This window comes from Streptomyces sp. SUK 48 (assembly GCF_009650765.1).
GTDB lineage: Bacteria > Actinomycetota > Actinomycetes > Streptomycetales > Streptomycetaceae > Streptomyces.
This window is the reverse complement of the sequence record NZ_CP045740.1, coordinates 6,012,361-6,038,818: the sequence shown is the minus strand read 5'-3', so window position 1 is coordinate 6,038,818 and position 26,458 is coordinate 6,012,361. Positions and strand designations below refer to the sequence as shown.

The 26,458-nt window shown below is 73.5% G+C and carries 30 protein-coding genes and 2 pseudogenes; 7 read left to right on the top strand and 25 right to left on the bottom strand.

All coding sequences use genetic code 11. The features are described from left to right. Window positions 1–79: 79 nt before the first annotated feature. The 11 genes and pseudogenes from lgt to hisI form a co-directional block, all read right to left on the bottom strand. Complete coding sequence (gene lgt / locus GHR20_RS26685; protein WP_194858998.1) at window positions 80–1,075, bottom strand: prolipoprotein diacylglyceryl transferase; 996 nt, start codon at window positions 1,073–1,075, stop codon at window positions 80–82. Window positions 1,076–1,171: 96 nt separating this feature from the next. Beyond that, complete coding sequence (locus tag GHR20_RS26680) at window positions 1,172–1,948, bottom strand: thioredoxin domain-containing protein (protein ID WP_153814600.1); 777 nt, start codon at window positions 1,946–1,948, stop codon at window positions 1,172–1,174. 126 nt (window positions 1,949–2,074) lie between these two features. Further along, window positions 2,075–2,893: a tryptophan synthase subunit alpha gene (gene trpA / locus GHR20_RS26675; protein WP_153814599.1), complete on the bottom strand. Its 819-nt coding sequence runs from the start codon at window positions 2,891–2,893 to the stop codon at window positions 2,075–2,077. Next, window positions 2,890–4,173: a tryptophan synthase subunit beta gene (gene trpB, locus GHR20_RS26670; RefSeq protein ID WP_111582440.1), complete on the bottom strand. Its 1,284-nt coding sequence runs from the start codon at window positions 4,171–4,173 to the stop codon at window positions 2,890–2,892. Before trpB ends, trpA begins: the two co-directional genes overlap by 4 nt. A 78-nt stretch (window positions 4,174–4,251) precedes the next feature. Further along, window positions 4,252–4,449, bottom strand: a complete 198-nt coding sequence (locus tag GHR20_RS26665; protein WP_148027342.1) for a tryptophan synthase subunit(beta) — start codon at window positions 4,447–4,449, stop codon at window positions 4,252–4,254. A gap of 21 nt (window positions 4,450–4,470) precedes the next feature. Continuing rightward, complete coding sequence (trpC, locus tag GHR20_RS26660; RefSeq protein WP_111582438.1) at window positions 4,471–5,280, bottom strand: indole-3-glycerol phosphate synthase TrpC; 810 nt, start codon at window positions 5,278–5,280, stop codon at window positions 4,471–4,473. 145 nt (window positions 5,281–5,425) lie between these two features. After that, on the bottom strand, window positions 5,426–5,926 hold the full coding sequence (locus GHR20_RS26655) for a DUF2752 domain-containing protein (RefSeq protein ID WP_243878138.1): 501 nt from the start codon (window positions 5,924–5,926) through the stop codon (window positions 5,426–5,428). Between the two features lie 138 nt (window positions 5,927–6,064). Continuing rightward, on the bottom strand, window positions 6,065–6,328 hold the full coding sequence (locus GHR20_RS26650; RefSeq protein WP_111582437.1) for an HGxxPAAW family protein: 264 nt from the start codon (window positions 6,326–6,328) through the stop codon (window positions 6,065–6,067). Window positions 6,329–6,489: 161 nt separating this feature from the next. Next, window positions 6,490–7,128, bottom strand: coding sequence for a TIGR02234 family membrane protein (locus GHR20_RS26645; RefSeq protein ID WP_187279375.1), 639 nt, complete (start codon window positions 7,126–7,128; stop codon window positions 6,490–6,492). 51 nt (window positions 7,129–7,179) lie between these two features. After that, window positions 7,180–8,672 (bottom strand): annotated as a pseudogene (locus GHR20_RS26640) (anthranilate synthase component I). A gap of 11 nt (window positions 8,673–8,683) precedes the next feature. Next, window positions 8,684–9,082, bottom strand: a complete 399-nt coding sequence (hisI, locus tag GHR20_RS26635; RefSeq protein ID WP_153814597.1) for a phosphoribosyl-AMP cyclohydrolase — start codon at window positions 9,080–9,082, stop codon at window positions 8,684–8,686. A gap of 82 nt (window positions 9,083–9,164) precedes the next feature. On the opposite strand from hisI, the gene GHR20_RS26630 reads away from it, so the two are divergent. Both GHR20_RS26630 and GHR20_RS26625 read left to right on the top strand, forming a co-directional pair. Further along, window positions 9,165–9,800, top strand: a complete 636-nt coding sequence (locus GHR20_RS26630; protein ID WP_148027347.1) for a TIGR03085 family metal-binding protein — start codon at window positions 9,165–9,167, stop codon at window positions 9,798–9,800. Between the two features lie 15 nt (window positions 9,801–9,815). Beyond that, the gene (locus GHR20_RS26625) at window positions 9,816–10,214 is read left to right on the top strand and encodes a VOC family protein (RefSeq protein ID WP_111582433.1); all 399 of its coding nucleotides are present in this window, start codon (window positions 9,816–9,818) and stop codon (window positions 10,212–10,214) included. 61 nt (window positions 10,215–10,275) lie between these two features. Here GHR20_RS26625 and GHR20_RS26620 read toward each other — a convergent pair whose 3' ends face one another. From GHR20_RS26620 to hisD, 10 genes and pseudogenes are all read right to left on the bottom strand, one after another. Beyond that, complete coding sequence (locus tag GHR20_RS26620) at window positions 10,276–11,514, bottom strand: MFS transporter (protein ID WP_153814596.1); 1,239 nt, start codon at window positions 11,512–11,514, stop codon at window positions 10,276–10,278. A gap of 52 nt (window positions 11,515–11,566) precedes the next feature. Then, a pseudogene (locus tag GHR20_RS37725) lies at window positions 11,567–11,747 on the bottom strand (transcriptional regulator); the annotation flags it as partial. Window positions 11,748–11,821: 74 nt separating this feature from the next. Then, a complete protein-coding gene (gene hisF / locus GHR20_RS26615) occupies window positions 11,822–12,577 on the bottom strand; it encodes an imidazole glycerol phosphate synthase subunit HisF (RefSeq protein ID WP_153814595.1) in 756 nt (251 codons plus the stop codon). Window positions 12,578–12,583: 6 nt separating this feature from the next. Continuing rightward, window positions 12,584–12,979, bottom strand: coding sequence for a RidA family protein (locus GHR20_RS26610; RefSeq protein ID WP_153814594.1), 396 nt, complete (start codon window positions 12,977–12,979; stop codon window positions 12,584–12,586). After that, window positions 12,976–13,701: a bifunctional 1-(5-phosphoribosyl)-5-((5-phosphoribosylamino)methylideneamino)imidazole-4-carboxamide isomerase/phosphoribosylanthranilate isomerase PriA gene (priA, locus tag GHR20_RS26605; RefSeq protein WP_148027349.1), complete on the bottom strand. Its 726-nt coding sequence runs from the start codon at window positions 13,699–13,701 to the stop codon at window positions 12,976–12,978. Before priA ends, GHR20_RS26610 begins: the two co-directional genes overlap by 4 nt. A 3-nt stretch (window positions 13,702–13,704) precedes the next feature. After that, the gene (gene hisH, locus GHR20_RS26600) at window positions 13,705–14,349 is read right to left on the bottom strand and encodes an imidazole glycerol phosphate synthase subunit HisH (protein WP_194859142.1); all 645 of its coding nucleotides are present in this window, start codon (window positions 14,347–14,349) and stop codon (window positions 13,705–13,707) included. Further along, a complete protein-coding gene (locus GHR20_RS36905) occupies window positions 14,346–14,510 on the bottom strand; it encodes a hypothetical protein (RefSeq protein ID WP_181516107.1) in 165 nt (54 codons plus the stop codon). The genes hisH and GHR20_RS36905 overlap by 4 nt, the downstream gene beginning before the upstream one ends. A gap of 3 nt (window positions 14,511–14,513) precedes the next feature. Then, on the bottom strand, window positions 14,514–15,107 hold the full coding sequence (gene hisB, locus GHR20_RS26595) for an imidazoleglycerol-phosphate dehydratase HisB (RefSeq protein WP_085564273.1): 594 nt from the start codon (window positions 15,105–15,107) through the stop codon (window positions 14,514–14,516). Then, entirely contained in the window at window positions 15,104–16,216 is a 1,113-nt protein-coding gene (locus tag GHR20_RS26590) for a histidinol-phosphate transaminase (protein ID WP_153814592.1), read from the bottom strand. Before GHR20_RS26590 ends, hisB begins: the two co-directional genes overlap by 4 nt. Then, window positions 16,213–17,538, bottom strand: a complete 1,326-nt coding sequence (hisD, locus tag GHR20_RS26585) for a histidinol dehydrogenase (RefSeq protein WP_153814591.1) — start codon at window positions 17,536–17,538, stop codon at window positions 16,213–16,215. Before hisD ends, GHR20_RS26590 begins: the two co-directional genes overlap by 4 nt. Window positions 17,539–17,751: 213 nt before the next feature. Between hisD and GHR20_RS26580 the strand changes: the two genes are divergently transcribed. The 4 genes from GHR20_RS26580 to ybaK all read left to right on the top strand — a co-directional run bounded on the left by GHR20_RS26580 (window position 17,752) and on the right by ybaK (window position 21,882). Further along, window positions 17,752–19,329 carry an oxidoreductase gene (locus GHR20_RS26580; RefSeq protein WP_111582425.1) on the top strand — a complete coding sequence of 526 codons (1,578 nt, stop codon included), beginning with the start codon at window positions 17,752–17,754 and terminating at the stop codon, window positions 19,327–19,329. 199 nt (window positions 19,330–19,528) lie between these two features. Beyond that, a complete protein-coding gene (locus GHR20_RS26575) occupies window positions 19,529–20,614 on the top strand; it encodes a hypothetical protein (protein ID WP_243878137.1) in 1,086 nt (361 codons plus the stop codon). An 11-nt stretch (window positions 20,615–20,625) separates the two neighbouring features. Beyond that, window positions 20,626–21,366 (top strand): LON peptidase substrate-binding domain-containing protein, encoded by a 741-nt coding sequence (locus GHR20_RS26570; protein WP_111582424.1) that lies wholly within the window; start codon window positions 20,626–20,628, stop codon window positions 21,364–21,366. Window positions 21,367–21,378: 12 nt separating this feature from the next. Then, on the top strand, window positions 21,379–21,882 hold the full coding sequence (gene ybaK / locus GHR20_RS26565) for a Cys-tRNA(Pro) deacylase (protein WP_153814589.1): 504 nt from the start codon (window positions 21,379–21,381) through the stop codon (window positions 21,880–21,882). Window positions 21,883–21,910: 28 nt separating this feature from the next. Here ybaK and GHR20_RS26560 read toward each other — a convergent pair whose 3' ends face one another. The 4 genes from GHR20_RS26560 to GHR20_RS26545 all read right to left on the bottom strand — a co-directional run bounded on the left by GHR20_RS26560 (window position 21,911) and on the right by GHR20_RS26545 (window position 25,985). After that, complete coding sequence (locus tag GHR20_RS26560; RefSeq protein ID WP_153814588.1) at window positions 21,911–22,567, bottom strand: AAA family ATPase; 657 nt, start codon at window positions 22,565–22,567, stop codon at window positions 21,911–21,913. Between the two features lie 34 nt (window positions 22,568–22,601). Beyond that, window positions 22,602–23,423, bottom strand: a complete 822-nt coding sequence (locus GHR20_RS26555; RefSeq protein WP_153814587.1) for an ABC transporter permease — start codon at window positions 23,421–23,423, stop codon at window positions 22,602–22,604. 151 nt (window positions 23,424–23,574) lie between these two features. Further along, complete coding sequence (locus tag GHR20_RS26550; protein ID WP_153814586.1) at window positions 23,575–24,588, bottom strand: ABC transporter ATP-binding protein; 1,014 nt, start codon at window positions 24,586–24,588, stop codon at window positions 23,575–23,577. Window positions 24,589–24,764: 176 nt separating this feature from the next. After that, a complete protein-coding gene (locus tag GHR20_RS26545; RefSeq protein ID WP_111582419.1) occupies window positions 24,765–25,985 on the bottom strand; it encodes an NYN domain-containing protein in 1,221 nt (406 codons plus the stop codon). A gap of 225 nt (window positions 25,986–26,210) precedes the next feature. Between GHR20_RS26545 and GHR20_RS26540 the strand changes: the two genes are divergently transcribed. Continuing rightward, a complete protein-coding gene (locus GHR20_RS26540; protein ID WP_111582577.1) occupies window positions 26,211–26,393 on the top strand; it encodes a hypothetical protein in 183 nt (60 codons plus the stop codon). Window positions 26,394–26,458: the final 65 nt, after the last annotated feature.

Here is a 26,458-nt window from a genome sequence, read left to right as displayed (position 1 = left end):
GGCCCGGCCGTGCCCGGTGCCGGAAACGCCGAGGGCGCCCGGGGTGATCCGGGCGCCCTCGGCGTCGTACGGGCGGGCGTCAGCTCTTCTTCGTCGCCGGCCCGGTCTCCTCGGCGGTCGCCTTCGGCTCCGGCTCGTCCGCCGGTTCGTCCTCCGGCTCCGCAGCCGCGGGCTTACCGGTCTCGGTGTCCGGCTCCGCAGCGGCGGGCTTCCCGGTCCCGGCGTCCGGCTCCGCGCCGCTCTCGGCCGAAGCGCCGGAGGCGAGCGGTTCCACGACCTCTTCGCGGCCGGGGCGGAGGCGGGCCGAGACGATCATGTAGGTGACCGCCAGGAGGAAGACGATCAGCGCCGTCCAGTCGTTGAGGCGCAGACCGAGGATGTGGTGGGCGTCGTCCACCCGCATGTACTCGATCCAGCCGCGGCCCACGCAGTACGCGGCGACATAGAGGGCGAACGCCCGGCCATGGCCCAGCGTGAAGCGGCGGTCGGCCCACATCACCAGGAAGGCGACGCCGATGCACCACAGGGACTCGTAGAGGAAGGTCGGGTGGTAGTACCCCGGCACCCGGCCGCCCTCGGAGGACGTGATGTGCAGCGCCCAGGGGAGGTGCGTCTCCCTGCCGTACAGCTCCTGGTTGAACCAGTTGCCCCAGCGCCCCATGGCCTGTGCGAGGGCGATACCGGGCGCCACCGCGTCGGCGTACGCGGGCATCGGGATGCCCCGGCGCCGCGCCCCGATCCACGCGCCCAGCGCGCCGAGCGCGATCGCGCCCCAGATGCCCAGACCGCCCTGCCACACCTTGAAGGCGTCCACCCAGTCACGGCCGGGGCTGAAGTACAGCTCGTAGTCCGTGATCACGTGGTAGAGCCGGCCGCCGACCAGGCCGAACGGCACGGCCCACACCGCGATGTCGGCGACCGTGCCGGACTGCCCGCCACGGGCGACCCAGCGCCGGTTGCCGAGCCAGACGGCGATGAAGACGCCGATGATGATGCAGAAGGCATAGCCGCGCAGCGGAATGGGGCCGAGGTACAGCACCCCGCGGGACGGACTGGGAATGTAGGCAAGTTCCATGGCAAGTCCGACGCTACCGTGCCGGGCCCCGGCGACACCAAGCCGCCTGGCTACGGGTGCGTAACAGGGACAGGGGATTCGCCGGCCCGCGGCCCGCTACCCCTGGTCCGCCGACTCCACCATCTGCTTCAGCTTGGCCGGGGACATCGACTGGTCCTGGTAGATGTTCTTGCCGCCGAGCAGCACCGTGGGCGTGCCGCTGAAGCCGCCGCCCTGGAACGCCTTCTGCGAGCGGTCCACCCAGCTGTCGTGCGTCCCCGCCTTCACACACTTCTGGAAGGCCGGGGTGTCCAGGCCGCCGACCTTGCCCGCCAGCGTGATCAGCTTGGCGTTGCTCGCGAAGGCGTCGTCGGTCTCCTTGGGCTGGTTCGCGTACAGCGTGTCGTGGTAGTCGCGGAACTTCCCGGCGTCCTGGGCGCACGCCGCCGCGTTGGCCGCGCGCAGCGAGCCGGTGCCGCCGAGATTGCCGTCGATCAGCCGGACGAGGTGGTACTCGACGCGCAGCTTGCCCGCGTCGACCAGCTCATGGAGGGTGGGCCGGTACGCCACCTCGAACGCCTGGCAGGCGGGGCAGCGGAAGTCCTCCCAGACGGTGAGCGTCGACTTCGCGCCGTCCTTGCCGACCGGGATCGCGAGGCTGTCCTTGCCCAGCGCGCCGGAGGGCGCCACGACCGGGCCCGCGCTGCCGCTCGCCTTGTTCTTGCCCGCGTTCGCGGCGATCACGCCGATCACCGCCGCGAGGGCCAGGACGCAGACGACGCTGGCGCCCACGATCAGCGCCCGCCGCCGCTTCTCCGCGGACTTCTGCTTCTCGCGCTCGACCGCCAGCCGCTGGCGGGCGGTCCGCTTTCCGTCACCGTTCTTCTCGCTCACACCCCCAGAACGAACCGGGGAGGCGCAGCGCGCCTCCCCGACCCGAGGTCCACCCGTTCGAGTGACCGGAATGCCCGATACATGACGACCGGCGCCCGCCGGGCCGCCCTGTGGCGGGCCCGCGCGTCACGCCTGGCCGCGCACGCCCTTCGCCAGATCCCCGGCCAGCTCGCGCACCGCCGCCAGGCCGGACGCGTGGTCCGGGGCGTCCAGCATCCGCTTGACGAAGGCCGAGCCGACGATCACACCGTCGGCGAAGGTGGCGACCTCGGCGGCCTGGACCGCGTTGGAGACGCCGAGACCGACGCAGACGGGCAGCTCGGCACGGGTGACGCGGGTGCGCTGCACCAGGTCCTGGGCCTGCGCGCCGACGGACTCCCGGGTGCCGGTGACGCCCATGAGCGAGGCGGCGTAGACGAAGCCGCTGCCCACCGCGGTGATCTCGGCGAGCCGGGCGTCCCTGCTGCTCGGCGCCACCACGAAGACCGTGGCGAGGCCGTGCTTGTCGGCGTGCTCCCGCCACAGCGCGGACTCCTGCACCGGCAGGTCGGGCAGGATGCAGCCCGCGCCGCCCGCCTCGGCCAGCTCGGCGGTGAACCGCTCGACGCCGTAGCGGTCGATGGGGTTCCAGTACGTCATCACGAGCACCGGCTTGCCGGTGGCCGCGTGCGCCTCGCGCACCGTGCGCATCACGTCCGCGATCTTGACGCCGCCGCGCAGGGCGATGTCGTCGGCGGTCTGGATGACCGGGCCGTCCAGGACCGGGTCGCTGTGCGGCAGGCCCACCTCGACCACGTCGGCGCCGCCGTCGAACACGTTCTTGATCGCCTCGATGCCGCCGTCCACGGTCGGGAACCCGGCCGGGAGGTAGGCGATGAGCGCGGCCCGGCCCTCGGCCTTGGCGGCGGCGAGGGTGTCCGTCAACAGCCGGATGTTCCCGCTCACTTGGCGTCCCCCTCGATCTCGGCGGTGGCGGCGGCGTCCGCGGCCACCTCGGCGTCGGTGTCGTACAGCCCGAAGTAGCGGGCCGCGGTGTCCATGTCCTTGTCGCCGCGACCGGAGAGGTTGACGACGATCAGCCCGTCCGGGCCCAGCTCCTTGCCGACCTCCAGGGCGCCCGCGAGGGCGTGGGCGCTCTCGATGGCCGGGATGATGCCCTCGGTGCGCGACAGCAGGCGCAGGGCCTGCATGGCGGCGTCGTCGGTGACCGCGCGGTACTCGCCGCGGCCCGAGTCCTTGAGGTAGGCGTGCTCGGGTCCGATGCCCGGGTAGTCCAGACCGGCCGAGATCGAGTACGGCTCGGTGATCTGGCCCTCCTCGTCCTGGAGGACGTAGGAGCGGGAGCCGTGCAGGATGCCGGGCTCGCCCGCGGTCAGGGTGGCCGCGTGCTCACCGGTGTCGATGCCGTGGCCCGCCGGCTCGCAGCCGATGAGGCGGACGCCCTCGTCCGGGACGAAGGCGTGGAAGAGGCCGATGGCGTTGGAGCCGCCGCCGACGCAGGCGACGGCCGCGTCGGGCAGGCGGCCCGCGCGCTCCAGGATCTGGCGGCGGGCCTCGACGCCGATGACCCGGTGGAAGTCGCGGACCATGGCCGGGAAGGGGTGGGGACCCGCGACGGTGCCGAACAGGTAGTGGGTGCGGTCGACGTTGGCGACCCAGTCCCGGAACGCCTCGTTGATGGCGTCCTTGAGGGTGCGGCTGCCGGACTTCACGGCGACCACCTCGGCGCCGAGCATGCGCATCCGGGCCACGTTCAGGGCCTGGCGCTCGGTGTCGATCTCGCCCATGTAGATGGTGCAGTCGAGGCCGAACAGCGCGCAGGCGGTGGCGGTGGCCACGCCGTGCTGGCCCGCGCCGGTCTCGGCGATGACCCGGGTCTTGCCCATGCGCTTGGTGAGCAGCGCCTGGCCGAGCACGTTGTTGATCTTGTGCGAGCCGGTGTGGTTCAGGTCCTCGCGCTTGAGGAACACCCGTGCGCCACCGGCGTGTTCGGCGAACCGGGGCACCTCGGTGAGCGCCGAGGGGCGGCCGGTGTAGTGGACCATCAGGTCGTCCAGTTCGCGGGCGAACTCGGGGTCCTGCTTGGCCTTGTCGTACTCGACGGCGACCTCGTCCACGGCGGCGACGAGGGCCTCCGGGATGAACTTGCCGCCGAACGCCCCGAAGTAGCCCTCGGAGCTGGGGACCTGACCCTCCGGGTCGGGGAAGAAGTAGTTGCTGGGCATGCCGGTACCTCACGGTGAGTGCGTGTGAAAAGACACGGTGCGCCGTGGGGCGGCGGGTCGGCTGTCAGCTGTCGGCCGTCAGTGGCCGCTCGCGCAGCCCCCCGCGCCCCTTCGGACGCGGTGCCATCGCATGCCGTTGACCTGACCCGGTTCGTCCCCGATGACGTAGCGGACCCGGCGGCCGTGGACGCGGCGCGCGGGCGCGCGGCAGCCGCGGGGGCGGCAGCCGCGGGCGAGGCGCGCGTAGCGGTCCGCGGTCGTCAGGGTCGCAGTCATCGGGGTCAGCCTAGCGGGAGCTCAGTCGCGGCCGTGGCGCAGCGCGGGGTGCTCGCCCGCGGCCACCATGTCGGAGACGGCGGTGCGCGGGTCGCGGCCGGTGACCAGGGACTCGCCCACCAGGACGGCGTCGGCGCCGGCGTTGGCGTAGGCGATCAGGTCGTGCGGGCCGCGGACGCCGGACTCGGCGACCTTGACGATGCCCTCGGGAATCTCGGGGGCGATCCGCTCGAAGGTGCCGCGGTCGACCTCGAGGGTCTTGAGGTTGCGCGCGTTGACGCCGATGATCCGGGCGCCCGCGGCCACGGCGCGCTCGGCCTCGTCCTCGTCGTGCACCTCGACCAGCGGGGTGAGACCGATGGAGACGGCGCGCTCGATCAGGGACTCCAGGGCCGGCTGCTCCAGGGCGGCCACGATCAGCAGGGCGAGGTCGGCGCCGTACGCGCGGGCCTCCCACAGCTGGTACGAGGTGACGATGAAGTCCTTGCGCAGCACCGGGATGTCCACGCGGGCGCGGACGGCCTCGAGGTCGGCGAGGGAGCCGCCGAAGCGGCGCTGTTCGGTGAGGACGGAGATGACGGCGGCACCGCCCGCCTCGTAGTCGGCGGCGAGGCCCGCCGGGTCGGCGATCGCGGCCAGCGCGCCCTTGGAGGGGCTGGAGCGCTTGACCTCGCAGATCACCTTGACGCCGTCGCCCCGGAGCGCGGCCACCCCGTCCTTGGCGGCGGGTGCTTTGGCCGCGCGCTCCTTGAGCTCGTCGAGGCTGACGCGTGCCTGCCGCTCCGCGAGGTCGGCACGGACTCCGTCGATGATCTCGTCGAGCACACTCACGCGAGCGGCCCCCTTTCAGACGGTTGGTTCCTTCAGGTTCCTTCAGGTCGTGAAAACCCTTGGTCACTCGATGGTATCCGGAGCAGGGCAATGGCCTCGCATCCGGTGGATGCCGGTTTCACTCCTTGGACGTCGGCGCCGCAGGTCAGGGGTGCAGCCAGGCGCCGAACGGCAGATTGCGGACCACGGTGAACACCAGCAGCAGCGCGCCGACGACCCACATCTGGGCGTTGCCGAGCGCGAGCCGCATGGGGCGGCCGCGCCAGGCTCGGGCGGCCCAGACCGCCCACAGCACCGCGAAGAGGAGGTAGCCGGCCACGGCGGGCGCGTTGTCGTGCAGCGCCGCCGCCAGGTCCCCGTGCGCGAACGCGTGGGCGCTGCGCAGCCCGCCGCAGCCCGGGCAGTACAGGCCGGTGAACCGGTAGAGGGGGCAGACCGGGTAGTGACCGGGGTGGTTCGGGTCGACGATCCCGACGTAGGTGAAGGCACCGGCGACGGCCGCGAGCACACCGGCGGGGGTGGCGAGGCGCCGCCACCGGGGGGCCGGCGGGGCGGCGGGGGCTCCGGACCAGGAGAGGGACCCGGACCAGGGAGGGGCGGCGGGGAAGGACGCGGCGGGCGGGGCCGGTCGGTCGGCGGCGGTCACGTCAGGCATTCTCGCCGACGCGGCGGCCGTGCGCGCGGGAAGGCGGCCCTGCCGGGACCCCGGGGGACGCCGAAGGGCGGCCCGGGTCCGTCAGGGACACCGGGCCGCCCTTCGCGCAGAGGTGCCGTGCTCGGCGGCTCAGCTCTCCACCGCGACGGGCTCGCGCGCGGCGATGGGAGCGCCGCCGACCATCGCGAGGGGCTTCTGGTGGTCGCCGAGGCCCATGGCCTTCATGATGCCGCCGACGATCGCGCCGCCGATGATGAGGGCCATGCCGACCCAGAAGCCGATGGTGTTGGCCATCACCATGAAGGCGCCGGCGACCAGGAAGCCGACGAAGGAAATGATGACGCCGGTCCAGGCGGCCGGGGTGTGACCGTGGCCGTGGCTGCTGCCCGCCATGTCTGTGCTCCTCGTTGCTGTGTACGTGTCCCAGAAGAGCGACGTACGTGTCGTACGGCTCCGAGCCCGCCCGTCAAGCCGGACGCTCGCCGTCCATTGTCCCGTACGCGCACACGCGCCGGACGCGGGGGTGGCGTCTGGTTCGCCACATCCGCGCGGGGTCAGGCGCCGGTGGGGTCCTCGCCCCGGTCCAGGGCCTTCCAGATCTCCTCGGGCCGCTCCGGATCGAGGGGCCTGGCGGCCTTGCGGGGGCGGTCGGTGCCGCGCTCGTAGCGCCCGGACATGGCGGGCCAGCCGCTGCCGAAGCGCAGCGCGAGCAGCCCCGCGAGCAGGATCAGCAGGCCGCCGGCGGCCGCCACGTACGGCCAGCCGGTATGGCTCAGCGCCGCGACCGTGGCGGTGGTGTCACCGCTGGCCTGGGCGGCCTTCTCGTCCAGCGCGCTGCTGTCGGTGGCGGCGACCAGGGCGGCGGCGATGATGCCCGCGCCGGACAGCGCGAGCAGCCCGGAGACGAGGAAGCGGCCGGCCCGGCGGACGGCGAAGACGGCGACGAGCGCGGCGAGACCCACTATGGCGAGGGCCGCGGGCACGCCCGTGACATCGCTGCCCTTCGCGGTGAGCGGGAACGCGCCGCCGGCCACCGACGCGGTGCCCTCCGCCCAGCGCTGCCGGCTGGCGAGCAGCGCCACGGCCGCGCCGAGCGCGCCGAACAGGAGGGCCACGGCGAGGCTCCGGCGGCCGGACCGTGAGGGCGCGGCGGCTTCGGAACGGGGGTGAGGAACGGCAGTCACGTACTCCACTATCGCCTGAACCCCGGGCGAACCGTCACCCGGGGTTCCGTGAGAAGCGCCCTATGCGCCGAGCCGGTTGGCCGTGTGCACCGCGCGCAGCACCGCCGCGGCCTTGTTGCGGCACTCCTGGTCCTCGGCGACCGGATCGGAGTCGGCGACGATGCCCGCTCCGGCCTGCACATATGCCGTGCCGTCGCGCAGCAGGGCGGTACGGATGGCGATCGCGGTGTCGGAGTCGCCCGCGAAGTCGAGGTAGCCGACGCAGCCGCCGTACAGACCGCGCCGGGACGGTTCGAGTTCGTCGATGATCTGCATCGCGCGGGGCTTGGGGGCGCCGGAGAGGGTGCCGGCCGGGAAGCAGGCGGTGAGCACGTCGAAGGCGGTGCGGCCGTCGGCGACCCGTCCGGTGACGGTGGAGACGATGTGCATCACGTGCGAGTAGCGCTCGACGGACATGAAGTCGACCACCTCGACCGAGCCGGGCCGGCAGACCCGCCCGAGGTCGTTGCGCCCGAGGTCGACCAGCATGAGGTGCTCGGCGCGCTCCTTGGGGTCGGCGAGCAGTTCCTCGGCGAGCGCCTGGTCCTCCTGCGGGGTGGCGCCGCGGTGCCGGGTGCCGGCGATGGGGTGCACCATGGCCCGGCCGTCCTCGACCTTGACCAGGGCCTCGGGGGACGAGCCGACGACGTCGAACACGCCTGCGTCCCCGTCGGGGAACCGGAACAGGTACATGTACGGCGAGGGGTTGGTGGCCCGCAGCACCCGGTAGACGTCCAGGGCGCTCGCCGTGCACGGCGTCTCGAAGCGCTGGGAGGGCACGACCTGGAACGCCTCGCCTGCGCGGATGCGCTCCTTGACGTCCTCGACGGCGCGCCGGAAGTCGGGGCCGCCCCACAGCGCGGTGTACTCGGGCAGTTCGGAGGGCGGCAGCACGGCCGGGGGCTGGGCCACGGCGCGACTGAGGTCGGCCTCCATCGCGTCGAGGCGGGCCACCGCGTCGTGGTACGCCTCGTCCACGCCGGTGTCCAGGTCGTTGTGGTTGATCGCGTTGGCGATCAGCAGGACCGAACCCTCCCAGTGGTCCATCACGGCGAGGTCGCTGGTCAGGAGCATGGTCAGCTCGGGCAGCCGCAGATCGTCGCGCTCGCCGGGGCCGATCTTCTCCAGGCGGCGCACGATGTCGTAGCCGAGGTAGCCGACCATGCCGCCGGTGAAGGGGGCAGGCCCTCGGTGTGCGGGGTGTGCAGGGTCTCGAGGGTGGCGCGCAGGGCCTGGAGGGGGTCGCCGTCGACGGGGACGCCGACCGGCGGGGTGCCGAGCCAGTGGGCCGCGCCGTCGCGGGCGGTGAGGGTGGCGGCGCTGCGCACGCCCACGAAGGAGTAGCGGGACCAGGAGCGGCCGTTCTCCGCGGACTCCAGCAGGAAGGTGCCGGGGCGTTCGCCGGCCAGCTTGCGGTAGAGGGCCACCGGGGTGTCGCCGTCGGCGAGCAGCTTGCGGGTGACCGGGATGACACGCCGGTCGGCGGCGAGCTTGCGGAAGGTCTCCAGGTCCATGGCGGCGGGCCTCACTGGTCCGCGCCGGACGGGAGACCGGCGTCCTTGAGCAGCACGTCCTCGTCGAAGCAGGTGCGCGCGCCGGTGTGGCAGGCGGCGCCCTCCTGGTCGACCTGGACCAGCACGGTGTCCGCGTCGCAGTCCAGCGCGACCGACTTCACCCACTGGACGTGGCCGGAGGTGTCGCCCTTGACCCAGTACTCCTGGCGGCTGCGCGACCAGTAGGTGCAGCGGCCGGTGGTCAGGGTCCGGTGCAGCGCCTCGTCGTCCATCCAGCCGAGCATGAGCACCTCTCCGGTGTCGTGCTGCTGGGCGATGGCGGGCAGGAGGCCGTCGGCGCCGCGCTTGAGGCGGGCGGCGATCTCCGGGTCGAGGCTGCTGGGCCGGGGGGTGCCGGGCGTACTGGTCATGGGTGCCATTGTGCCGCGCGCCACGGACGACACCGGGCGGGTGTCCACTGCGCGGACCGGCGGCGGGCCGTAGGCTGACCCCATGTCGACCTTCGCCAAGCGTGAACGGCTCCTGTTCGCCGACCTCTTGGAAACCGTGGGCCCGGACGCGCCGACTCTGTGCGAGGGCTGGCGGACCCGGGATCTGGCCGCGCATGTGATCGTGCGCGAGCGCCGCCCGGACGCGGCCGGGGGCGCGCTGGTCAAGCGGCTCGCCCCGCGCCTGGAGAAGGTGATGGCGGAGTACACCGCGAGGCCGTACGAGGAGCTGATCCGGCTGATCCGCACGGGTCCGCCGCGGTTCTCGCCGTTCCAGGTCAAGCAGGTGGACGAGGCCGCGAACACGGTGGAGTTCTACGTGCACACCGAGGACGTGCGCCGGGCGCAGCGGGACTGGAGCGCGCGGGAGCTGGACCCGGTGTTCCAGGACGCGCTGTGGTCGCGCCTGGAGCGCACGGCGCGGCTGCTGGGGCGCGGGGTGCCGACGGGGCTGGTGCTGCGCCGGCCCGACGGGCAGACCGTGGTGGCGCACAAGGGCGCCCCGGTGGTCACGGCGACCGGCGAGCCGTCCGAACTGCTGCTGTTCGCGTTCGGCCGGGACCGGGCGGCGCGGGTGGAGCTTGAGGGCGAGGCGGACGCGATCGACAAGCTGCACTCCTCCAAGCAGCTGGGGTTCTGACCAGGGAGGCCGTCCGTGATCAAGGTCGCGATGACCGGGGTGTACGTGGACGACGTGGTGCGGGCGCACGCCTTCTACACGGAGGTCCTCGGCTTCGAGACGCGCACCCGTATGGATCTCGGGGACGGCGTCCTGTTCGTCACGGTCGGCGCGCCCGGGGGCGCCCAGCCGGACCTCCAGCTCCTCCTGGAACCCGGCGAGGGCCCCATCGCGGAGTCCTACCGCCGCGCGCTGTACGAGGCGGGCATCCCCTGCATCGTCTTCTCCGTGGACGACCTCGCCGCCGAGCACCGGCGGCTGCGCGGCCTGGGTGTCCGCTTCCCGCACGGTCCGCGGGAGCAGGGCCCGGTGCTGGCGGCGGTGTTCGACGACACGTGCGGCAATCTGGTGCAGCTGGTTCAGCCGAAGGGATGAACGCCGGGGGGCGTGGACCCCGGGCGGCCGGTCAGGGGCCTCGGGCGGGCCGTCCTGGGCGTCAGGCGGGCAGTTCGGCGCGCCGCAGGGCCGGTACGACGAGGGCGACGACCCCGCCGAGGGCGCACACGAAGGCGCTGACCAGGTAGACCGGGCCGAGTCCCCAGACGCCGATCGCGGCGGCGGCGAGGGGCATGCTCAGCGGGGTGAAGCCGAGGCTGATCAGGCTGGAGACGGCGGTGACCCGGCCGAGGTAGGCGGGGTCGGCCTGGGTCTGGAGCAGGGCGCCGCACATGGCGCCGCTGAGCCCGGTCAGCAGGCCGACGAGCAGGGCGGTGCCGACGGCCGTCCAGAGTCCTGGCGCGTAGGCGAGGGCGCCGACGGCCAGGGAGCCGACGACGATGGTGACCCCGGCGACCAGTCCGGCGCGCGGCAGCCGGCCCCGCAGGGTGAGCAGCAGCGAGGCGGCGCCGGCGCCCACGCCGAACCCGGCGAGCACCCAGCCCATCCCGGAGGCTCCCCAGCCGCGGTGGTCCGCGAGCAGGGTCAGACCGACGTTGAGCGGGCCGACGAAGCCCAGGTCGCCGAGGGCGATGGCGAGCATCAGCGGGGCGAGGACGCGATGGCCGCGGATGTAGCGCAGCCCGGCCGCGAGGTCGGCCCGGGCGGTGGCGCGGGGGCCGGCCGCCCGGTCGCCGGGCAGCTCCCGTATCCGCACGCAGAGCAGCAGCGGCACGGACACGGCGATCAGCAGACCGGCGAGGGCGAAGGCCGCGGAGGCGCCGCCGACGGCCACGCCGAGTCCGCCGAGCGGGGCGCCGACGACGCTCGCGAAGCGGATGGCCAGGCCGCGCATGCCCTGGACGCGGGCCAGCTGGTCCTTGCCGGTGACCCGGGCGGGCAGGGCGCCCACGGCGGGCACGAACACGGCGTCCACGGTGCCGAAGACCAGCGCGAGCAGGGCGAGCGGCCACAGTCCGGGGCTGGTGAGGTACAGCAGGGCGGCCACCGCGAGGACGGCCGCGCAGCGCAGCGCGTCGCTGCCGATCACGACCCGCCGGGGCCCGAGCCGGTCGGCGATCACTCCCCCGCCGAGCATCAGCACGGCCCGGGGCAGCGCGCTCGCCGACATCACCAGACCGGCCTGCGCCGCGGTCCCGGCCCGTACGGCCGCCCAGGACAGCGCCAGGTAGTACACGCTGTCGCCGAGCATGGAGCACGTGTAGGCGCTCAGCCAGCGCCGCACGTTGGGGTCCCGGTGGGCCGGTACGGCGGCCGGGGTGAGGAGGGTCGAGCTCAAGGCGGGCTCCTTGCGAGGCCGGGGCGGAGGGGCGGGGAGGCGTCGGCGGGGCTCAGGCACGGAAGGGGAAGGCGTAGGTGTGCACCGCGACGTTCTCGCGGCCCTCGCTCTCCCCCCGCGGCCTCCGCCGCCCGCCCGCGCTCGTCGTACCGGCGCACGAGGGCGCGCATCTCCCCGGTCAGCTCGGTGAGTTCGGCGGGCGTGAGCCGCAGCATGGCCTCTGCGGAGACCGCGCGGCTTCTCTTTCGTATCCGGGGCGTGCGAAGGCCCCGGCGGCTCAGCCACCGGGGCCCGGGGAACGCGCGCGTCAGCGGACGGGGTGTCCCGCCTCCCGCAGGGTCTCCTTCACCTCGCCGATCCGCAGGTCGCCGAAGTGGAAGACGGAGGCCGCGAGGACCGCGTCCGCGCCGGCGGTGACGGCCGGCGGGAAGTGGGCCAGGCTGCCCGCGCCGCCGGAGGCGATCACCGGCACCGAGACGTGCCCCCGGACGGCCGCGATCATCTCCAGGTCGTAGCCGTCCTTGGTGCCGTCGGCGTCCATGGAGTTCAGCAGGATCTCGCCCGCGCCCAGTTCGGCGGCCCGGTGTGCCCACTCGACGGCGTCGATGCCGGTGCCCCGGCGGCCGCCGTGCGTGGTCACCTCGAAGGACCCCGACTCCGTGCGCCGGGCGTCCACCGACAGGACCAGCACCTGCCGGCCGAAGCGCTCGGCGATCTCGCGGATCAGCTCGGGCCGGGCGATCGCCGCGGTGTTGACGCCCACCTTGTCGGCGCCGGCCCGCAGCAGCTTGTCCACGTCCTCGGCCGTGCGCACGCCGCCGCCGACGGTGAGCGGGATGAACACCTGCTCGGCGGTGCGGCGCACCACGTCGTACGTCGTCTCCCGGTCGCCCGAGGACGCGGTGATGTCCAGGAACGTCAGCTCGTCGGCGCCCTCGGCGTCGTACACCTTGGCCATCTCGACGGGGTCCCCCGCGTCCCGCAGGTTCTGGAAGTTGACGCCCTTGACGACCCGGCCGTTGTCCACGTCCAGGCAGGGGATGACTCGGACCGCCAGGGTCATGACTGCTCAGGCTCCTCTGAATGCTTCAAGCTCTACTTCGACCAGGATGCGCGGGTCCACGAAGCCCTCGACCACCAGCAGGGTCGAGGCGGGACGCACGGAGTCGAACAGCTCCTTGTGGGCCCGCCCGGCCTCGTCGACGTCGCGCACATGGCTCAGGTACATACGGGTGCGGATCACGGACTCGACGCCGAGCCCGAACTCCTTGAGCGCCTCCAGGGCGTTGCCGAAGGCGACCCTGGTCTGCTCGTACGGATCGCCCTCGCCGTACAGGACCGTGCCCTTGAAGGACGTGGTGCCGCCCACCGACACCCGGTCCCCCGCCGCGACGGCGCGCGCGAAACCGAAGCTCTCCTCCCAGGGACTCCCGCTCTGCACCCGCCGTACGGATTCCGATGTCATGACGCCACAGCCTCCAGGGCCTCTTCCAGGGTGAACGCCTTCGCGTAGAGGGCCTTCCCGACGATGGAGCCTTCGACACCGAGCGGCACCAGTTCGGCGATGGCGCGCAGGTCGTCCAGGGACGACACGCCGCCGGACGCCACGACCGGCCGGTCGGTGGCCGCGCACACATTGCGCAGCAGCTCCAGGTTGGGGCCCTGGAGGGTGCCGTCCTTGGCGATGTCGGTGACGACGTAGCGCGCGCAGCCCTCCTTGTCCAGGCGGTCCAGGGTCTCGTAGAGGTCGCCGCCGTCGCGGGTCCAGCCGCGGCCGCGCAGGGTGGTGCCGCGCACGTCCAGGCCCACCGCGATCTGGTCGCCGTGCTCGGCGATCACCCGGGCCACCCACTCGGGGGTCTCCAGGGCGGCGGTGCCGAGGTTGACGCGGGTGCAGCCGGTGGCGAGGGCGGCGGCGAGGGTGTCGTCGTCGCGGATGCCGCCGGACAGCTCCACCTTGATGTCCATGGCCTTGGCCACCTCGGCGATCAGCGCGCGGTTGTCACCGGTGCCGAAGGCCGCGTCCAGGTCGACCAGGTGCAGCCACTCGGCGCCGGACCGCTGCCAGGCGAGGGCGGCCTCCAACGGGGAGCCGTAGGAGGTCTCGGTCCCGGACTCGCCGTGGACGAGGCGGACGGCCTGGCCGTCGCGGACGTCGACGGCGGGGAGGAGTTCGAGCTTGGCCATGGTCTACAGGGTTCCGATCCAGTTGGTGAGGAGCTGGGCGCCGGCGTCGCCGGACTTCTCGGGGTGGAACTGGGTGGCCCACAGGGCGCCGTTCTCCACCGCCGCGACGAAGGGCTTGCCGTGCGTGGCCCAGGTGACCTTGGGCGCGGCGATCAGCGGGTTGTGGGTCTCCTGCGTCCAGTCGTGGACGGCGTAGGAGTGCACGAAGTAGAAGCGGGCGTCGGCGTCCAGGTGCGCGAACAGCTCGGAGTCGGCCGGGGCGTCCACGGTGTTCCAGCCCATGTGGGGCACGACATCGGCCTCCAGGGGGCCGACGGTGCCGGGCCATTCCTCCAGGCCCTCGGCCTCGACGCCGTGCTCGATGCCGCGCGAGAACAGGACCTGCATGCCGACGCAGATGCCCATCACCGGGCGCCCGCCGGACAGCCGCCGGTCGATGACCCAGTCACCGCGGGCGCCGAGCAGGCCCCGCATGCAGGCGGCGAAGGCGCCGACGCCCGGCACCAGCAGGCCGTCCGCGTTCATCGCCGCGTCGAAGTCGCGGGTGATCTCCACCTCGGCGCCGACGCGCGCGAGGGCGCGCTCGGCCGAGCGGACGTTGCCGAAGCCGTAGTCGAAGACGACGACCTTCTTGGCGGCCGCGGTCAACTCCACACCGCCAGTCGCATGACGCCGGCGACCAGGCACATCCCGGCCGCGATGGAGAGCAGCACGATCAGGCTCGTGGGCATCTTCTGCTTGACGAAGGAGATGATGCCGCCGACCAGGAAGAGGCCGACGACGATCAGGATGGTCGACAGACCGGTCATGGGTTACAGCGCGCCCTTCGTCGACGGGAGGATGCCGGCCGCGCGCGGGTCGCGCTCGGAGGCGTAACGCAGCGCCCTGGCGAGCGCCTTGAACTGGCACTCCACGATGTGGTGGGCGTTGCGTCCGTACGGTACGTGAACGTGCAGCGCGATCTGCGCCTGGGCCACGAAGGACTCCAGGATGTGCCGGGTCATCGTGGTGTCGTACTCGCCGATCATCGGCGCCATGCGCTCGGGCTCGGTGTGCACGAGGTAGGGGCGGCCGGACAGGTCGACGGTGACCTGGGCGAGCGACTCGTCCAGCGGGACCGTGCAGTTGCCGAAGCGGTAGATGCCCACCTTGTCGCCGAGCGCCTGCTTGAAGGCGGCGCCGAGCGCGAGGGCGGTGTCCTCGATGGTGTGGTGGGAGTCGATGTGCAGATCGCCGTCGGTCTTCACGGTCAGGTCGAACAGACCGTGCCGGCCGAGCTGGTCGAGCATGTGGTCGTAGAAGCCGACGCCGGTGGCGATGTCGGTCCGCCCGGTGCCGTCGAGGTCTATCTCGACCAGGACCGAGGTCTCCTTGGTGGTGCGCTCGACGCGCCCTACGCGGCTCATGCCTCAAGCTCCTTCTTGACTTCACGTGCGGCGTCGAGGAACGCGTCGTTCTCCTCGGGCGTGCCCGCGGAGACCCGCAGCCATCCCGGTACGCCGTTGTCCCGGACCAGGACGCCCCGGTCGAGGATCTTCTGCCAGGCCCCGTGGGCGTCGGCGAACCGGCCGAACTGCACGAAGTTGGCGTCGGACTCGACGACGTCGTAGCCGATCGCGCGCAGCTCGGCGACCAGCCGGTCGCGCTCGGACTTCAGCTGCTCGACATAGCCGAGCAGGGTGGCGGTGTGCTCCAGCGCGGCCAGCGCGGTCGCCTGGGTGATCGCCGACAGGTGGTACGGCAGCCGGACCAGCTGTACGGCGTCCACCACGGCCGGGTCGGCCGCGAGGTAGCCGAGGCGCAGGCCCGCCGCGCCGAACGCCTTGGACATGGTGCGCGAGATCACCAGGTGCGGGCGGCCTTCGAGCAGCGGCAGCAGCGAGGCGCCGTGGCTGAACTCGACGTACGCCTCGTCCACGACCACCATCGACGGCTTGGCCACCTGCGCCGCGTCGTACAGCGCGCGGACCGTCTCGGGCGGCACCGCGTTGCCCGTGGGGTTGTTGGGGGTGGTGAGGAAGACGACGTCCGGCCGGTGCTCGGCGATGGCACGCGCGGCGGAGTCCGGGTCGATCGTGAAGTCCGCCGCGCGCGGACCGGGGATCCAGCCGGTGCCGGTGCCGCGGGCGATGAGCGCGTGCATCGAGTACGACGGCTCGAAGCCGATCGCGGTACGGCCGGGCCCGCCGAAGGTCTGGAGCAGCTGCTGGATGACCTCGTTGGAGCCGTTGGCCGCCCAGACGTTCTCCCGGGCCAGCGGGAGCCCGCCGGTGTCGGTGAGGTACTTGGCCAGCTCGGTGCGCAGCTGGACCGCGTCCCGGTCGGGGTAGCGGTTCAGGTCGCGGGCGGCCTGCCGGACCCGCTCCGCGATCCGCTCGACCAGCGGCTCGGGCAGCGGGTACGGGTTCTCGTTGGTGTTCAGCCGGACCGGCACGTCCAACTGGGGCGCGCCGTAGGGGGACTTGCCGCGCAGCTCGTCCCGGATGGGGAGGTCGTCGATCCTTACGTCGCTCACTTGCTCTCCGGTACCTTCCAGCCGAACCTCGCCTTGACCGCCGCGCCGTGCGCCGGCAGGTCCTCCGCCTCCGCCAGCGTCACCACGTGGTGCGCGACCTCGGCCAGCGCGTCCTCGGTGTAGTCGACGATGTGGATGCCGCGCAGGAAGGACTGCACGGACAGGCCCGAGGAGTGGCAGGCGCAGCCGCCGGTGGGCAGCACGTGGTTGGATCCGGCGGCGTAGTCGCCGAGGGAGACGGGGGCCCAGGGGCCGATGAAGATCGCGCCCGCGTTGCGCACCCGGTCGGCCACGGCGGCGGCGTCGGCGGTCTGGATCTCCAGGTGCTCGGCGCCGTACGCGTCGACCACCCGCAGGCCCTCCTCGACGCCGTCCACCAGGACGATCGCGGACTGCCTGCCCGCGAGGGCCGGGCGGATCCGGTCCTCGACGTGCTTGGTGGCCGCGACCTGCGGCTCCAGCTCCTTCTCCACCGCGTCCGCGAGGTCCGGGGAGTCGGTGACGAGGACGGCGGCCGCGAGCGGGTCGTGCTCGGCCTGGCTGATCAGGTCGGCGGCCACGTGCGCCGGGTCGGCGGTGTCGTCGGCGAGGATCGCGATCTCGGTGGGTCCGGCCTCGGTGTCGATGCCGATCCGGCCGGTGAAGTAGCGCTTGGCGGCGGCCACCCAGATGTTGCCGGGCCCGGTGACCATGTTGGCGGGCGGGCAGGACTCGGTGCCGTACGCGAACATCGCGACGGCGGTGGCGCCGCCGGCCGCGTACACCTCGTCCACGCCGAGCAGGGCGCAGGCGGCCAGGATCGTCGGGTGCGGGAGGCCCCCGAACTCGGCCTGCGGCGGGGAGGCGAGCGCGATGGACTCGACGCCGGCCTCCTGGGCCGGGACCGCGTTCATGATCACGGAGGAGGGGTAGACCGAGCGGCCGCCCGGCGCGTACAGCCCGACGCGCTCGACCGGAACCCATTTCTCGGTCACCGCGCCGCCCGGGACGACCTGGGTGGTGTGGGCGGTGCGGCGCTGGGCGCGGTGCACCAGGCGGGCGCGCCGGATGGACTCCTCCAGGGCGGCGCGCACCTCCGCGTCGAGGCCGGCCAGCGCGTCGGCGAGCGCCTGGGCCGGGACACGGACGGATTCCAGCCGTACTCCGTCGAACCTCTCCGCGAAGTCGATCAGCGCCGCGTCGCCACGATGATGCACGTCCTCGCAGATCGGACGCACCTTCTCGAGGGCGGCCTGAACGTCGAAGTCGGCTCGGGGCAGCAGGTCACGCAGGGCGGGTCCCTCGGGGAGGGCGTCGCCGCGCAGATCGATTCGGGAAATCACGGTTCCAATTCTCTCAGACCGCCGTCCGTAGTCGTCCGCACGTATCAATGGCTGATACAGGCCGTGGACCAATGTCTGGTACAGACGCTGGCCGGAACGCGGAAGATCCCCTTCACCCCGGGTGTTCCAGGCGTCACTCAGCGGGCATCAACCGCAGGACGAACCACCCGAACAGCGGAGAAAGCCCGATCAGCGGAGAAAGAAGGAACAGCGGTGACCGAGGGGACCGGCTTCGCCGCCGGGGACCTGCCGGACGACCTGACCGCGGCCGAGGCGGGCATGTGGCAGGCATTCCGCAACGGCAGTGTGTACGACCTGAGCAGCGGCGACTCCGTCGTGGACGATCCGCACGGCGGCCACCCCTGGGGGCCCGAGCGGTCCGTGCGGGCGCGCATCATCGCCTGGCTGCTGCTGGACGGACCGCCGGCGCTCGCCGGGCGGGTGTCCGCGCTCAAGCTCGCCGGGGTGCGGGTGACGGGCGCGCTGGACCTGGCGGGCGGGACCGTGCGGCCGTACGTGGAGCTGCGCGACTGCCGCTTCGACGAGCAGGTGCTGGTGCCGGAGGCACGGTTCAGCACGCTGCGCCTGGTGAACTGCTCGGCGCCGCGCCTGGAGGCGGCCCGGCTGCACACCGAGGGCGATCTGCATCTGCCGCGCTGCCGCTTCCAGAACGGGGTCCGGCTGACCGACGCGCACATCGGCACCGATCTGCTGCTCAACCAGGCGATCGTCTACCGGGACCGCGGCGGGCGCTCGATCTCCGCGGACGGGCTCAATGTCGGCCAGGACCTCCAGGCGGAGCTGCTGGAGTCGCACGGCGAGCTGCGGCTGCGCGGCGCCCAGATCGGGGTCTCGCTGAGCCTGCGCGGGGCGCGCCTGTCCAACCCGTACTCCCGGCTGGCCCTGAACGCGCCCCAGCTCAGCGTGGAGCGCACCCTGTACCTGACCCCGGCCGGGGTGGGGAACCCGCTGCTCAGCGGGACCACACCGGCGCGCGGGACCCGGATCCAGCGGTTCGAGTGCCAGGGCGGGATGCGCCTGGACGACGGGCGGTTCGGGGACGCGGTGGACCTGGAGCGGGCCCGGTTCACCCTCACCGACGACCAGGAGCTGTCGCTGCGCCGGGTGCACGCGCCCGAGCTGCGCTTCCTCGGGGACGGTCCGCAGCGCGGCCGGGTGGTGCTGTCGGGGGCGCAGACCATGAACCTGGTGGACCGCGCGGGCGCCTGGCCGGGCGCCGGGCGGCTGCACATGGGCGGCTTCACCTACGAGAACCTGGTGCCGCAGGGCCCGTTCCCGCTGGAGCGGCGCCTGGACTGGGTCGCCGCGGCCACCGCCGAGTACGCCCCGGAGCCGTACGAACGCCTGGCCTCGGTGCTGCGGGAGGCCGGGGAGGACGAGGACGCCCGGGAGGTGCTGCTCGCCAAGCAGCGCAGGCGCCGGGAGACCCTGCCGCTGGCCGGCAAGCTCTGGGGCTACGTACAGGACCTGACGGTCGCGTACGGCTACCGGCCCGGCCGCGCCGCGGTGTGGATGGCGGTGCTCTGGGCGGCCGGCACCCTGGCCTTCTCGCATGCCGCGCATCCCCCGACGAACCACGACGAGCACCCGTACTGGAGCCCGGCCCTGTTCACCCTGGACCTGCTGCTGCCGGTGATCGACCTCGGGCAGGTCGGCGAGTGGCAGCTGCGCGGCCCCTGGGTGTGGCTGTCGGCCGCGATGATCATGCTGGGCTGGATCCTGGCGACGACGGTGGCGGCGGGGGCGACCCGGCTGCTGCGGCGCAGCTGAGTGCGCGGACCCAACGCGGACACGGACCGGGTGCGCGGTCATGTGCGGGCATGTGTGGTCATGTGCGTAAAGACCGCCCTTGGGCCTCGCGTCGTACAAAAGTCGAACAGTCGCCCTTTACTGCTCCTTGACCCTCGGCCGTACAACCTTCCATGACTTCCCCCCAGCCTCTGGCGCAGCCCCGACCTGCGGACTTTCAATGGTCCGCACCATGGTTCCGCTGCCCTCGTTCATCCGCCGCCCCTGGATGTCCCGACGTTCCGCGCTCCCGGCCGGGGGAATTCCCGCCGGGGACGAGGCCGTGCTCGACGCGCCCGACGACCGGCTCTCGCCCGCGCTGGTCGCCGCCGGGCGGGGCGAGTACCGGGCCGCGGCCGAGCTGCTGACCGGCACCCGGGCCGCGGCCGAGTGGGAGAGCCACGACCGGTACGCCCGGCGGCTGGCCGCGTTCGCCCGGATGCGCTCCGAGTGGTTCGAGGACTGGCGGGCGGCCGAGCCGGACGACCCCGGCGCCCTGCTGGTCGCGGCCCAGCTGGCGGTGGACCGGGTGTGGTCCTCGCCGGCCCGCGCCGAGCTGCTGCGCGAGGTCAGCCCGCTGATCACGGCCGCCGCGCGGGCCGACGACCGGGACCCGGTGCCCTGGCGGATCGCGCTGGACCACGCGCGCGGCTCGCGGGCCGGGCACCGCTACTTCGAGGAGCTGTGGGAGGCGGCGCTGCGCCGCGCCCCGCACCACTACGGCTGCCATGTGGCCGCCCTGCGCTATCTGGGCGCGTTCTGCTGCGTCCGCTTTGGGGACACCCCGCACGTGCCGAGCGCCGCGGACCGCGCGTGCTTCGACTTCGCCGAGCTGGCCGCGCAGGACGCGCCGGCCGGCTCGCTGGTGCAGGCGCTGCCCGCGTGGGCCGCGTACGGCTATCTGACCGAGGGCGGCGGGCCCGGGGTGCCCCGGCAGCGGCTGGACTCGGCGGCCGACCGCGCGATAGCCCTGTCCGCGCGGTTCGCGGCGGCCGATCCAGGGCCCGCCGCGGTGCGCAACAAGCTGCTCTACGTGCTGCTGCGCCTGGACCGCCCCGAGGACGCCCGCGCCCTGGTGCGGCTGATCGGCCCCTATGTGACCTCCTGCCCCTGGGACCGCTTCTCGGACGACCCGCTCGGCCACTTCCTGCGGCTGCGCGAGCACCTGCTGTCGGGGGGCGGCGCACCCGCTCCGGCCGGGCTGCTGCCGGCGCCGGAGGACCTTCTGCCCGGGCACCGCGGACACGCGCGCCCCGCCGACCATTAGGCTGGGGCGCCGTGACCACCGTCCGTCTGCCGCTCTTCCCGCTGAACACGGTCCTCTTCCCAGGACTCGTGCTGCCGCTGAACGTCTTCGAGGAGCGTTATCGCGCCATGATGCGCGAACTGCTGAAGACTCCCGAGGAGGAGCCGCGGCGGTTCGCCGTCGTGGCCATCCGCGACGGGTACGAGGTGGCGCCCAGCGCCCCCGGAATGCCCGACCCCACGGCGGAGCCCGAGCGGGGCCCGGCCGCGGGCTTCGGCCCGGACCCGCTCAAAGCCTTCCACCAGATGGGCTGTATCGCGGACGCGGCGACGATCCGCGAACGCACCGGCGGCACCTTCGAGGTGCTCGCGACGGGTACGACCCGGGTGCGGCTGCTGTCCGTGGACGCCTCGGGGCCCTTCCTGACGGCCGAGCTGGAGGAGCTGCCGGAGGAGCCGGGCGAGGAGGCCGGGGCGCTCGCCGAGGGCGTGCTGCGGGCCTTCCGGCAGTACCAGAAGCGGCTGGCCGGGGCGCGGGAGCGGTCGCTCGCCACGAGCGCGGAGCTGCCGGACGACCCGAGCGTGGTGTCGTACCTGGTGGCGGCCGCGATGGTGCACGACACGCCGACCAAGCAGCGGCTGCTCCAGGCGCCGGACACCGCGTCCCGGCTGCGCGACGAGCTGAAGCTGCTGCGCGGCGAGACCGCCATCATCCGTAACCTGCCGTCGCTGCCCGCGTTCGAGCTGACGCGGACCCCGACCAGTCTGAACTGAGTCCACCTCCCCATGGCGAAGAAGTCCAAGAAGCAGCAGCAGTCCGGGGGCACCCCGGCGACCGTGGCGCTGAGCGCTGCGAGCGTGGAGTTCACGGTCCACGCCTACGACCACGACCCCTCCCACCCCTCCTACGGCGAGGAGGCGGCGCAGGCGATGGGCGTCTGCCCGGAGCGCGTCTTCAAGACCCTGGTGGCCGACGTGGACGGCAAGCTCGTCGTCGGGGTCGTCCCGGTCGCGGGCACCCTCGATCTGAAGGCCCTGGCCTCGGCGGTGGGCGGCAAGCGCGCCGCCATGGCGGACCCGGCGCTGGCCGAGCGCACCACCGGCTACGTCCGCGGCGGGATCTCCCCGCTCGGCCAGCGCAAGCGGCTCCCCACCGTCCTGGACGACTCGGCCCTCGGCCACGCCACGATCTGCGTGTCGGCGGGGCGGCGGGGCCTGGAGGTGGAGCTGGCACCGGGCGACCTGGCGGAGCTGACGGGCGCGGTGTCGGCGCCCATCGGGCGGGGCTGAGGAAAGCCCCCGGGGGCCGCCCGCGTGCCTACTGGACCGGGGTGAGCGGCGCCTCGCCCGGGTGCTCGGGCTCGGGGTCGCGGGGGCCGAACAGCGCGGTCAGGCCGAGATGGACCAGCACCGCGGCGAACGGCCAGGACAGCAGCGCCGCCTTCGCGCCGAGGCGCAGCGGGGCCGGGAAGGTGACCCCCTGGCCGACCGCCCGGGCGTGGGCGATGACATCGGACGTGGGGCCGAGCCACACGCCGAGCCGCCAGGCCAGCAGGGAGCCGAGCAGGGCGCCGAGCGCCAGGCCGGCGACCAGCGGTACGCCGCCGCGCCTGCGCCACAGGAACACCGCTATCCCGCTCACCGCGCCGAACGCGAGCGCCAGCAGGGTGAACGTGCCGTCCACGCCGACCGCCTGCTCCCCCTCGGTGTCCTTGAGATAGACCACCCAGCTGTTGCCCGACTGGTCGCCGACCAGCGGCACATGGGGCGCCAGCCGCCACCACAGCAGCCCGAGCAGCGCGCCGCACACCGCCACCAGCACGGTGATCACGGCGGCCTCGCGCGCTTCGGTCTTCATCCCGGGGCCGTCCTCTTCGTAGGCGCCCGCCATCGGCACCCCGGCGGGCGGTGCCTGCCGGACCTGGTGCGCGGAGTGGTCGTGCGGGGGCGGGGGCGGATTCAGCGGTGCGGTCACCCTGCCATCGTGCCAGGTCGGCCTGTGCGCCGCGTCACCGGACGGCGGCCCTGCGGTACGCCCACGCGGCCACGGCCAGCGAGATCACCCCGACCCCCGCGCACACCCCCAGGTCAGCGAGGACGACGGCCCAGTCCGGGTGCGCGCCGAAGGTGCGGGCGTACGCCTCCACGCCGTAGGTGGAGGGCAGCAGGTCCCGTGCCAGCCGGACGGGCTCCGGCATCCGGTCGGGCGGCAGCACCCCGAGCAGCAGCGCCGCCGACATGCCCAGCTGCCCGAGCAGGGTGGCCAGCTCGGGGCGGGGCGCCAGCAGGCCGAGCGCCGCGCCGAGCCCGGACAGCGCGGCCCCGGCGAGCGGTACGACGGCCAGCAGCACCCACAGGTTGGCCAGCGGCAGCCCGAACAGCACACAGCCGAAGACCGCGGTCACCAGCGTCCCGGGGAGCGTGAAGGAGGCGTACGCCGCCGCCGTGCCCAGCACCACCGCGGCGGGCGGCACCGGCAGCGTGGCGTAGTGGTCGAGGCCGCCGCCGGCCCGCAGCTGCCCGAAGTACTGGGCGAGCAGATTGAGCGCGACGAACGCGACGACCAGCACGGACGAGCCGGCCACCACGGACCGCGCCTCGAAGCCGTTGCCGACGACGCCGCGCATCATCACGGTGATGCCGATGGACTGGAAGGTCGCCACGAACAGCAGCGGGATCCGCGCCACCCGGGCCCGGGACAGCTGCGCCCGGTACACGGCCGCCAGCGACGGCCACAGCCGCGCCGCGGGGGCGAGCTCGGCCGCGACCGGCCCCGCCTCCGGCACGCCCCGGGCTGTGTCCGGCAGAACCTGCGCGGGTACGACACTCACGACGAGCTGCTCCTCTTCCCTGCGGCAGTCGTATTCCCTACGGCAGTCGTACCGGCCCGGCCGCGTGCGGCGGCCGGTACGCTCATGGCGGCGTGTGCGCTCATGGCGGCCTGTGCCCTCGTGACGGCCTGTGCGCTCATGCCCTCGGCCGTCATGCCTTCACCAGCCCCTGCCGGGCGGCGCCGCCGAGGGCCAGATAGACGTCCTCCAGGCTCGGCGTGGCCAGGGTGAAGTCGTCCAGGGCGGCGAAGGCGGCGCCGCCGGTCACGGTGGCGACGGCGGCACGGGCCTCCTCGGGCGCGAGCCGCAGCGTCCAGCGCCGGCCGGCCTCCACCGCGCGCTCGCGCAGCACGGCGACCTCGGGCACGTCCAGCGGCGCCCGCTCCCGCCACACCAGCTCCACCCGGACCTCGCCCGCGACCCGCTCCTTCAGCCCGGCGGGGGTGTCACAGGCGATCACCCGGCCCCGGTCGAGCACGGCGACCCGGTCGAGGACGGTCTCGGCCTCGATGACGTTGTGGGTGACGAGGAGGACGGTGGCGCCGTGTTCGGCGCGCCGCCGGTCCACGGCCGACCAGACCGCGCGCCGGGCCACCGGGTCCATGCCGGTGGTCGGCTCGTCCAGGACCAGCAGCGGGCGCTCGCCGACGAGGACGGCGGCGAAGGTGGCGAGCCGGCGCTGCCCGCCGGACAGCTTCTTCAGGGGCCGCCCGGCGATCGGGGTGAGCCCCAGCTCCTCCAGTACGGCGTCCCGCTCGGCCCGCGCCCGCGTCGCGTCCAGGCCGCGCAGGCGTCCGGTGGTCTCGGCGGCGAGGGAGACGGTCAGCTCGTCCAGGGCGGTGGACTCCTGGCCGAGGTAGGCGAGCAGGCGGGCGGCCCGCTCGGGGTGGCGCACGATGTCGTGGCCGAGGATCTCGACGCTGCCCCGGTCGGGGCGCAGCAGCCCGGTGAGCTGGCGTACGAGGGTGGACTTGCCGGCGCCGTTGGGGCCGAGCAGCCCGAAGATCTCCCCGCGCCGCACCGTCAGCTCCAGGACGTCGGTGGCCCGCACCTCGGGGGTGCCGGGTGCGCCGCGGCGGCCCTTGACGGCCGGATAGGTCTTGGCGAGCCCGCGTACGCGGACGACCTCGTCCTGCCGAAGTGCCTGCCCCACGCGCGTACTCACAAGGGAAGAGGGTACGGGGTCGGGCCCTTTACCCGTCCTTGGGGCCACCCGGACACGCGCCGGCCGGCCGCCTCACCCCGCCCTCCCGCCACCCCTCGGTCCCGTCCGGCCCCCGGCTTCGCACCCGCGCGCTCCGGAGTCCCGGCTCCCCTCGTCGCTCCCGCGCGTCCGCCGTCTCACTCCCCCGCGCTCGCGTGCTCCGCGGCGGCCGGGATGTCGAACTCCCGCCAGAAGCCCGCCCGGATGGCGTAACGGTCGTGCTCGTCGATCTGGTCGTCCTTGTGCGCGAGCAGCCCGAAGCGCGCGGCGTAGCGCAGCAGCTCCCCGTCGATGCGGTGCGGGATGCGCGGGTACATCTGGGACAGCCGCTGGAGGTGGCTCTGGTCGCCGAGCCGGGAGATCCAGCGGCGGGCGAAGACCTGCCCCACCTCGTACGGATCGCCGCCGACGGTGGTGATGTCCTCCTCGCGGTCCGCCCAGCGCTGCTCGGCCGTGGTGAGCTGGGCGAGCGTCGGCATGGCGGCGGCCTCGGCCGGTTCGGCCACCGCGCCGGGCCGGTCCACCCACCCCTTGTCGGAGGACCAGCGCAGGGTGGCGGTGGTCGGGTGCTGGGCGGGCTGGACGGTGCCGGGGGCGCGCAGCGCGGCGAGGTCCTTGGGGGTGGGCACGCCCTTGGCCGCGGGCACCCGCTCCTGGCCGCCGTTCTCGGCGGTGCCGGCCGGCGGGCGCGGCTCCTGCTCGGGGGGCCGCTCGGCGGCCGCGGCGAGCGCGGACTCGGGCAGCGGGGCGGAGAGGATCGCGGCGATCTCGGGGCGGGGCACCGGCGGCGGGGCGCACACACCGGTCAGCTCCTTGGCGCGGACGGCCTGGGTGATCCAGGCCCGGTCCAGCACGCGCCGTTCGTCGGCCTCGGCGACCAGGTCCTCGGACTGGTTGTAGTCCCCGTCGGCGGCCTGCACGGCCCACAGGTGTACGGCGACACCGTGCTCCTTGGCCGCCATCATGCCCGGCAGCAGATCGCCGTCACCGGTGACGAGGACGACGTCGGAGCAGGCCCGGTTGCGGGCCAGCTCGGTCAGCTCGGCGTGCATGGCCGCGTCCACGCCCTTCTGCGCCCAGCGTCCGTCGCTGCGGGTGAGGGCGCCGAGGCGGACGGTGACCCGGGGCATCACCCGCAGCCGGCGGTGCTCGGGCTGGGGAACCCGGTCGGGGGCGCCGTCGAACCAGTAGATGCGCAGCAGGGGCCGCTCGGTGTCGGACTCGGCGCGGTCGCGCAGCGCCTGGATCAGCGCGGGGTGGTCGACGGTGATCCGGGACCGCGAGGGCTCGCCCGCGAGAAGGCTGGCGGCCGCGCCCAGCAGATACCCGGCGTCCACCAGGACGATGCAGCGGTCCACGCGACTCACCCTCTTCCCGGGAGGTTTTGCTTCGGACTTCCTTCGAGTCTGCCCGACCGCGCGGGGGTTAACGGCCCGAACTCGATCTTCGGCGTGGCGTTTGCGGCTGTTACGCGCCAACCTACCCTGTCACACAGGGTAATTGTCCGACATGCGATTGATGTCAGCGTATGTGAATCTGAATCCGGCCCTGGCCCCTAGATCCCCCGCAGGAGGCAGATCACCATGGCCAAGAACAAGAACCGTAAGCAGGGTGGCTCGCAGAACCGCGCCGCGCAGCACGCCGGTCAGGCTCACGAGCAGGCGCAGCACACCACGGAGTCCCACGAGTCTCCCGTGACGCACATCCAGGGCAGTTCCGGTGATACCGGGCGCGGCAAGAAGCAGAAGAGCTTCGGCCACAACTAATGGGCGTTTGAAGCCTGTTGCGTAAGAAAAGAGGGGCGCACCCATGACGGGTGCGCCCCTCTCAC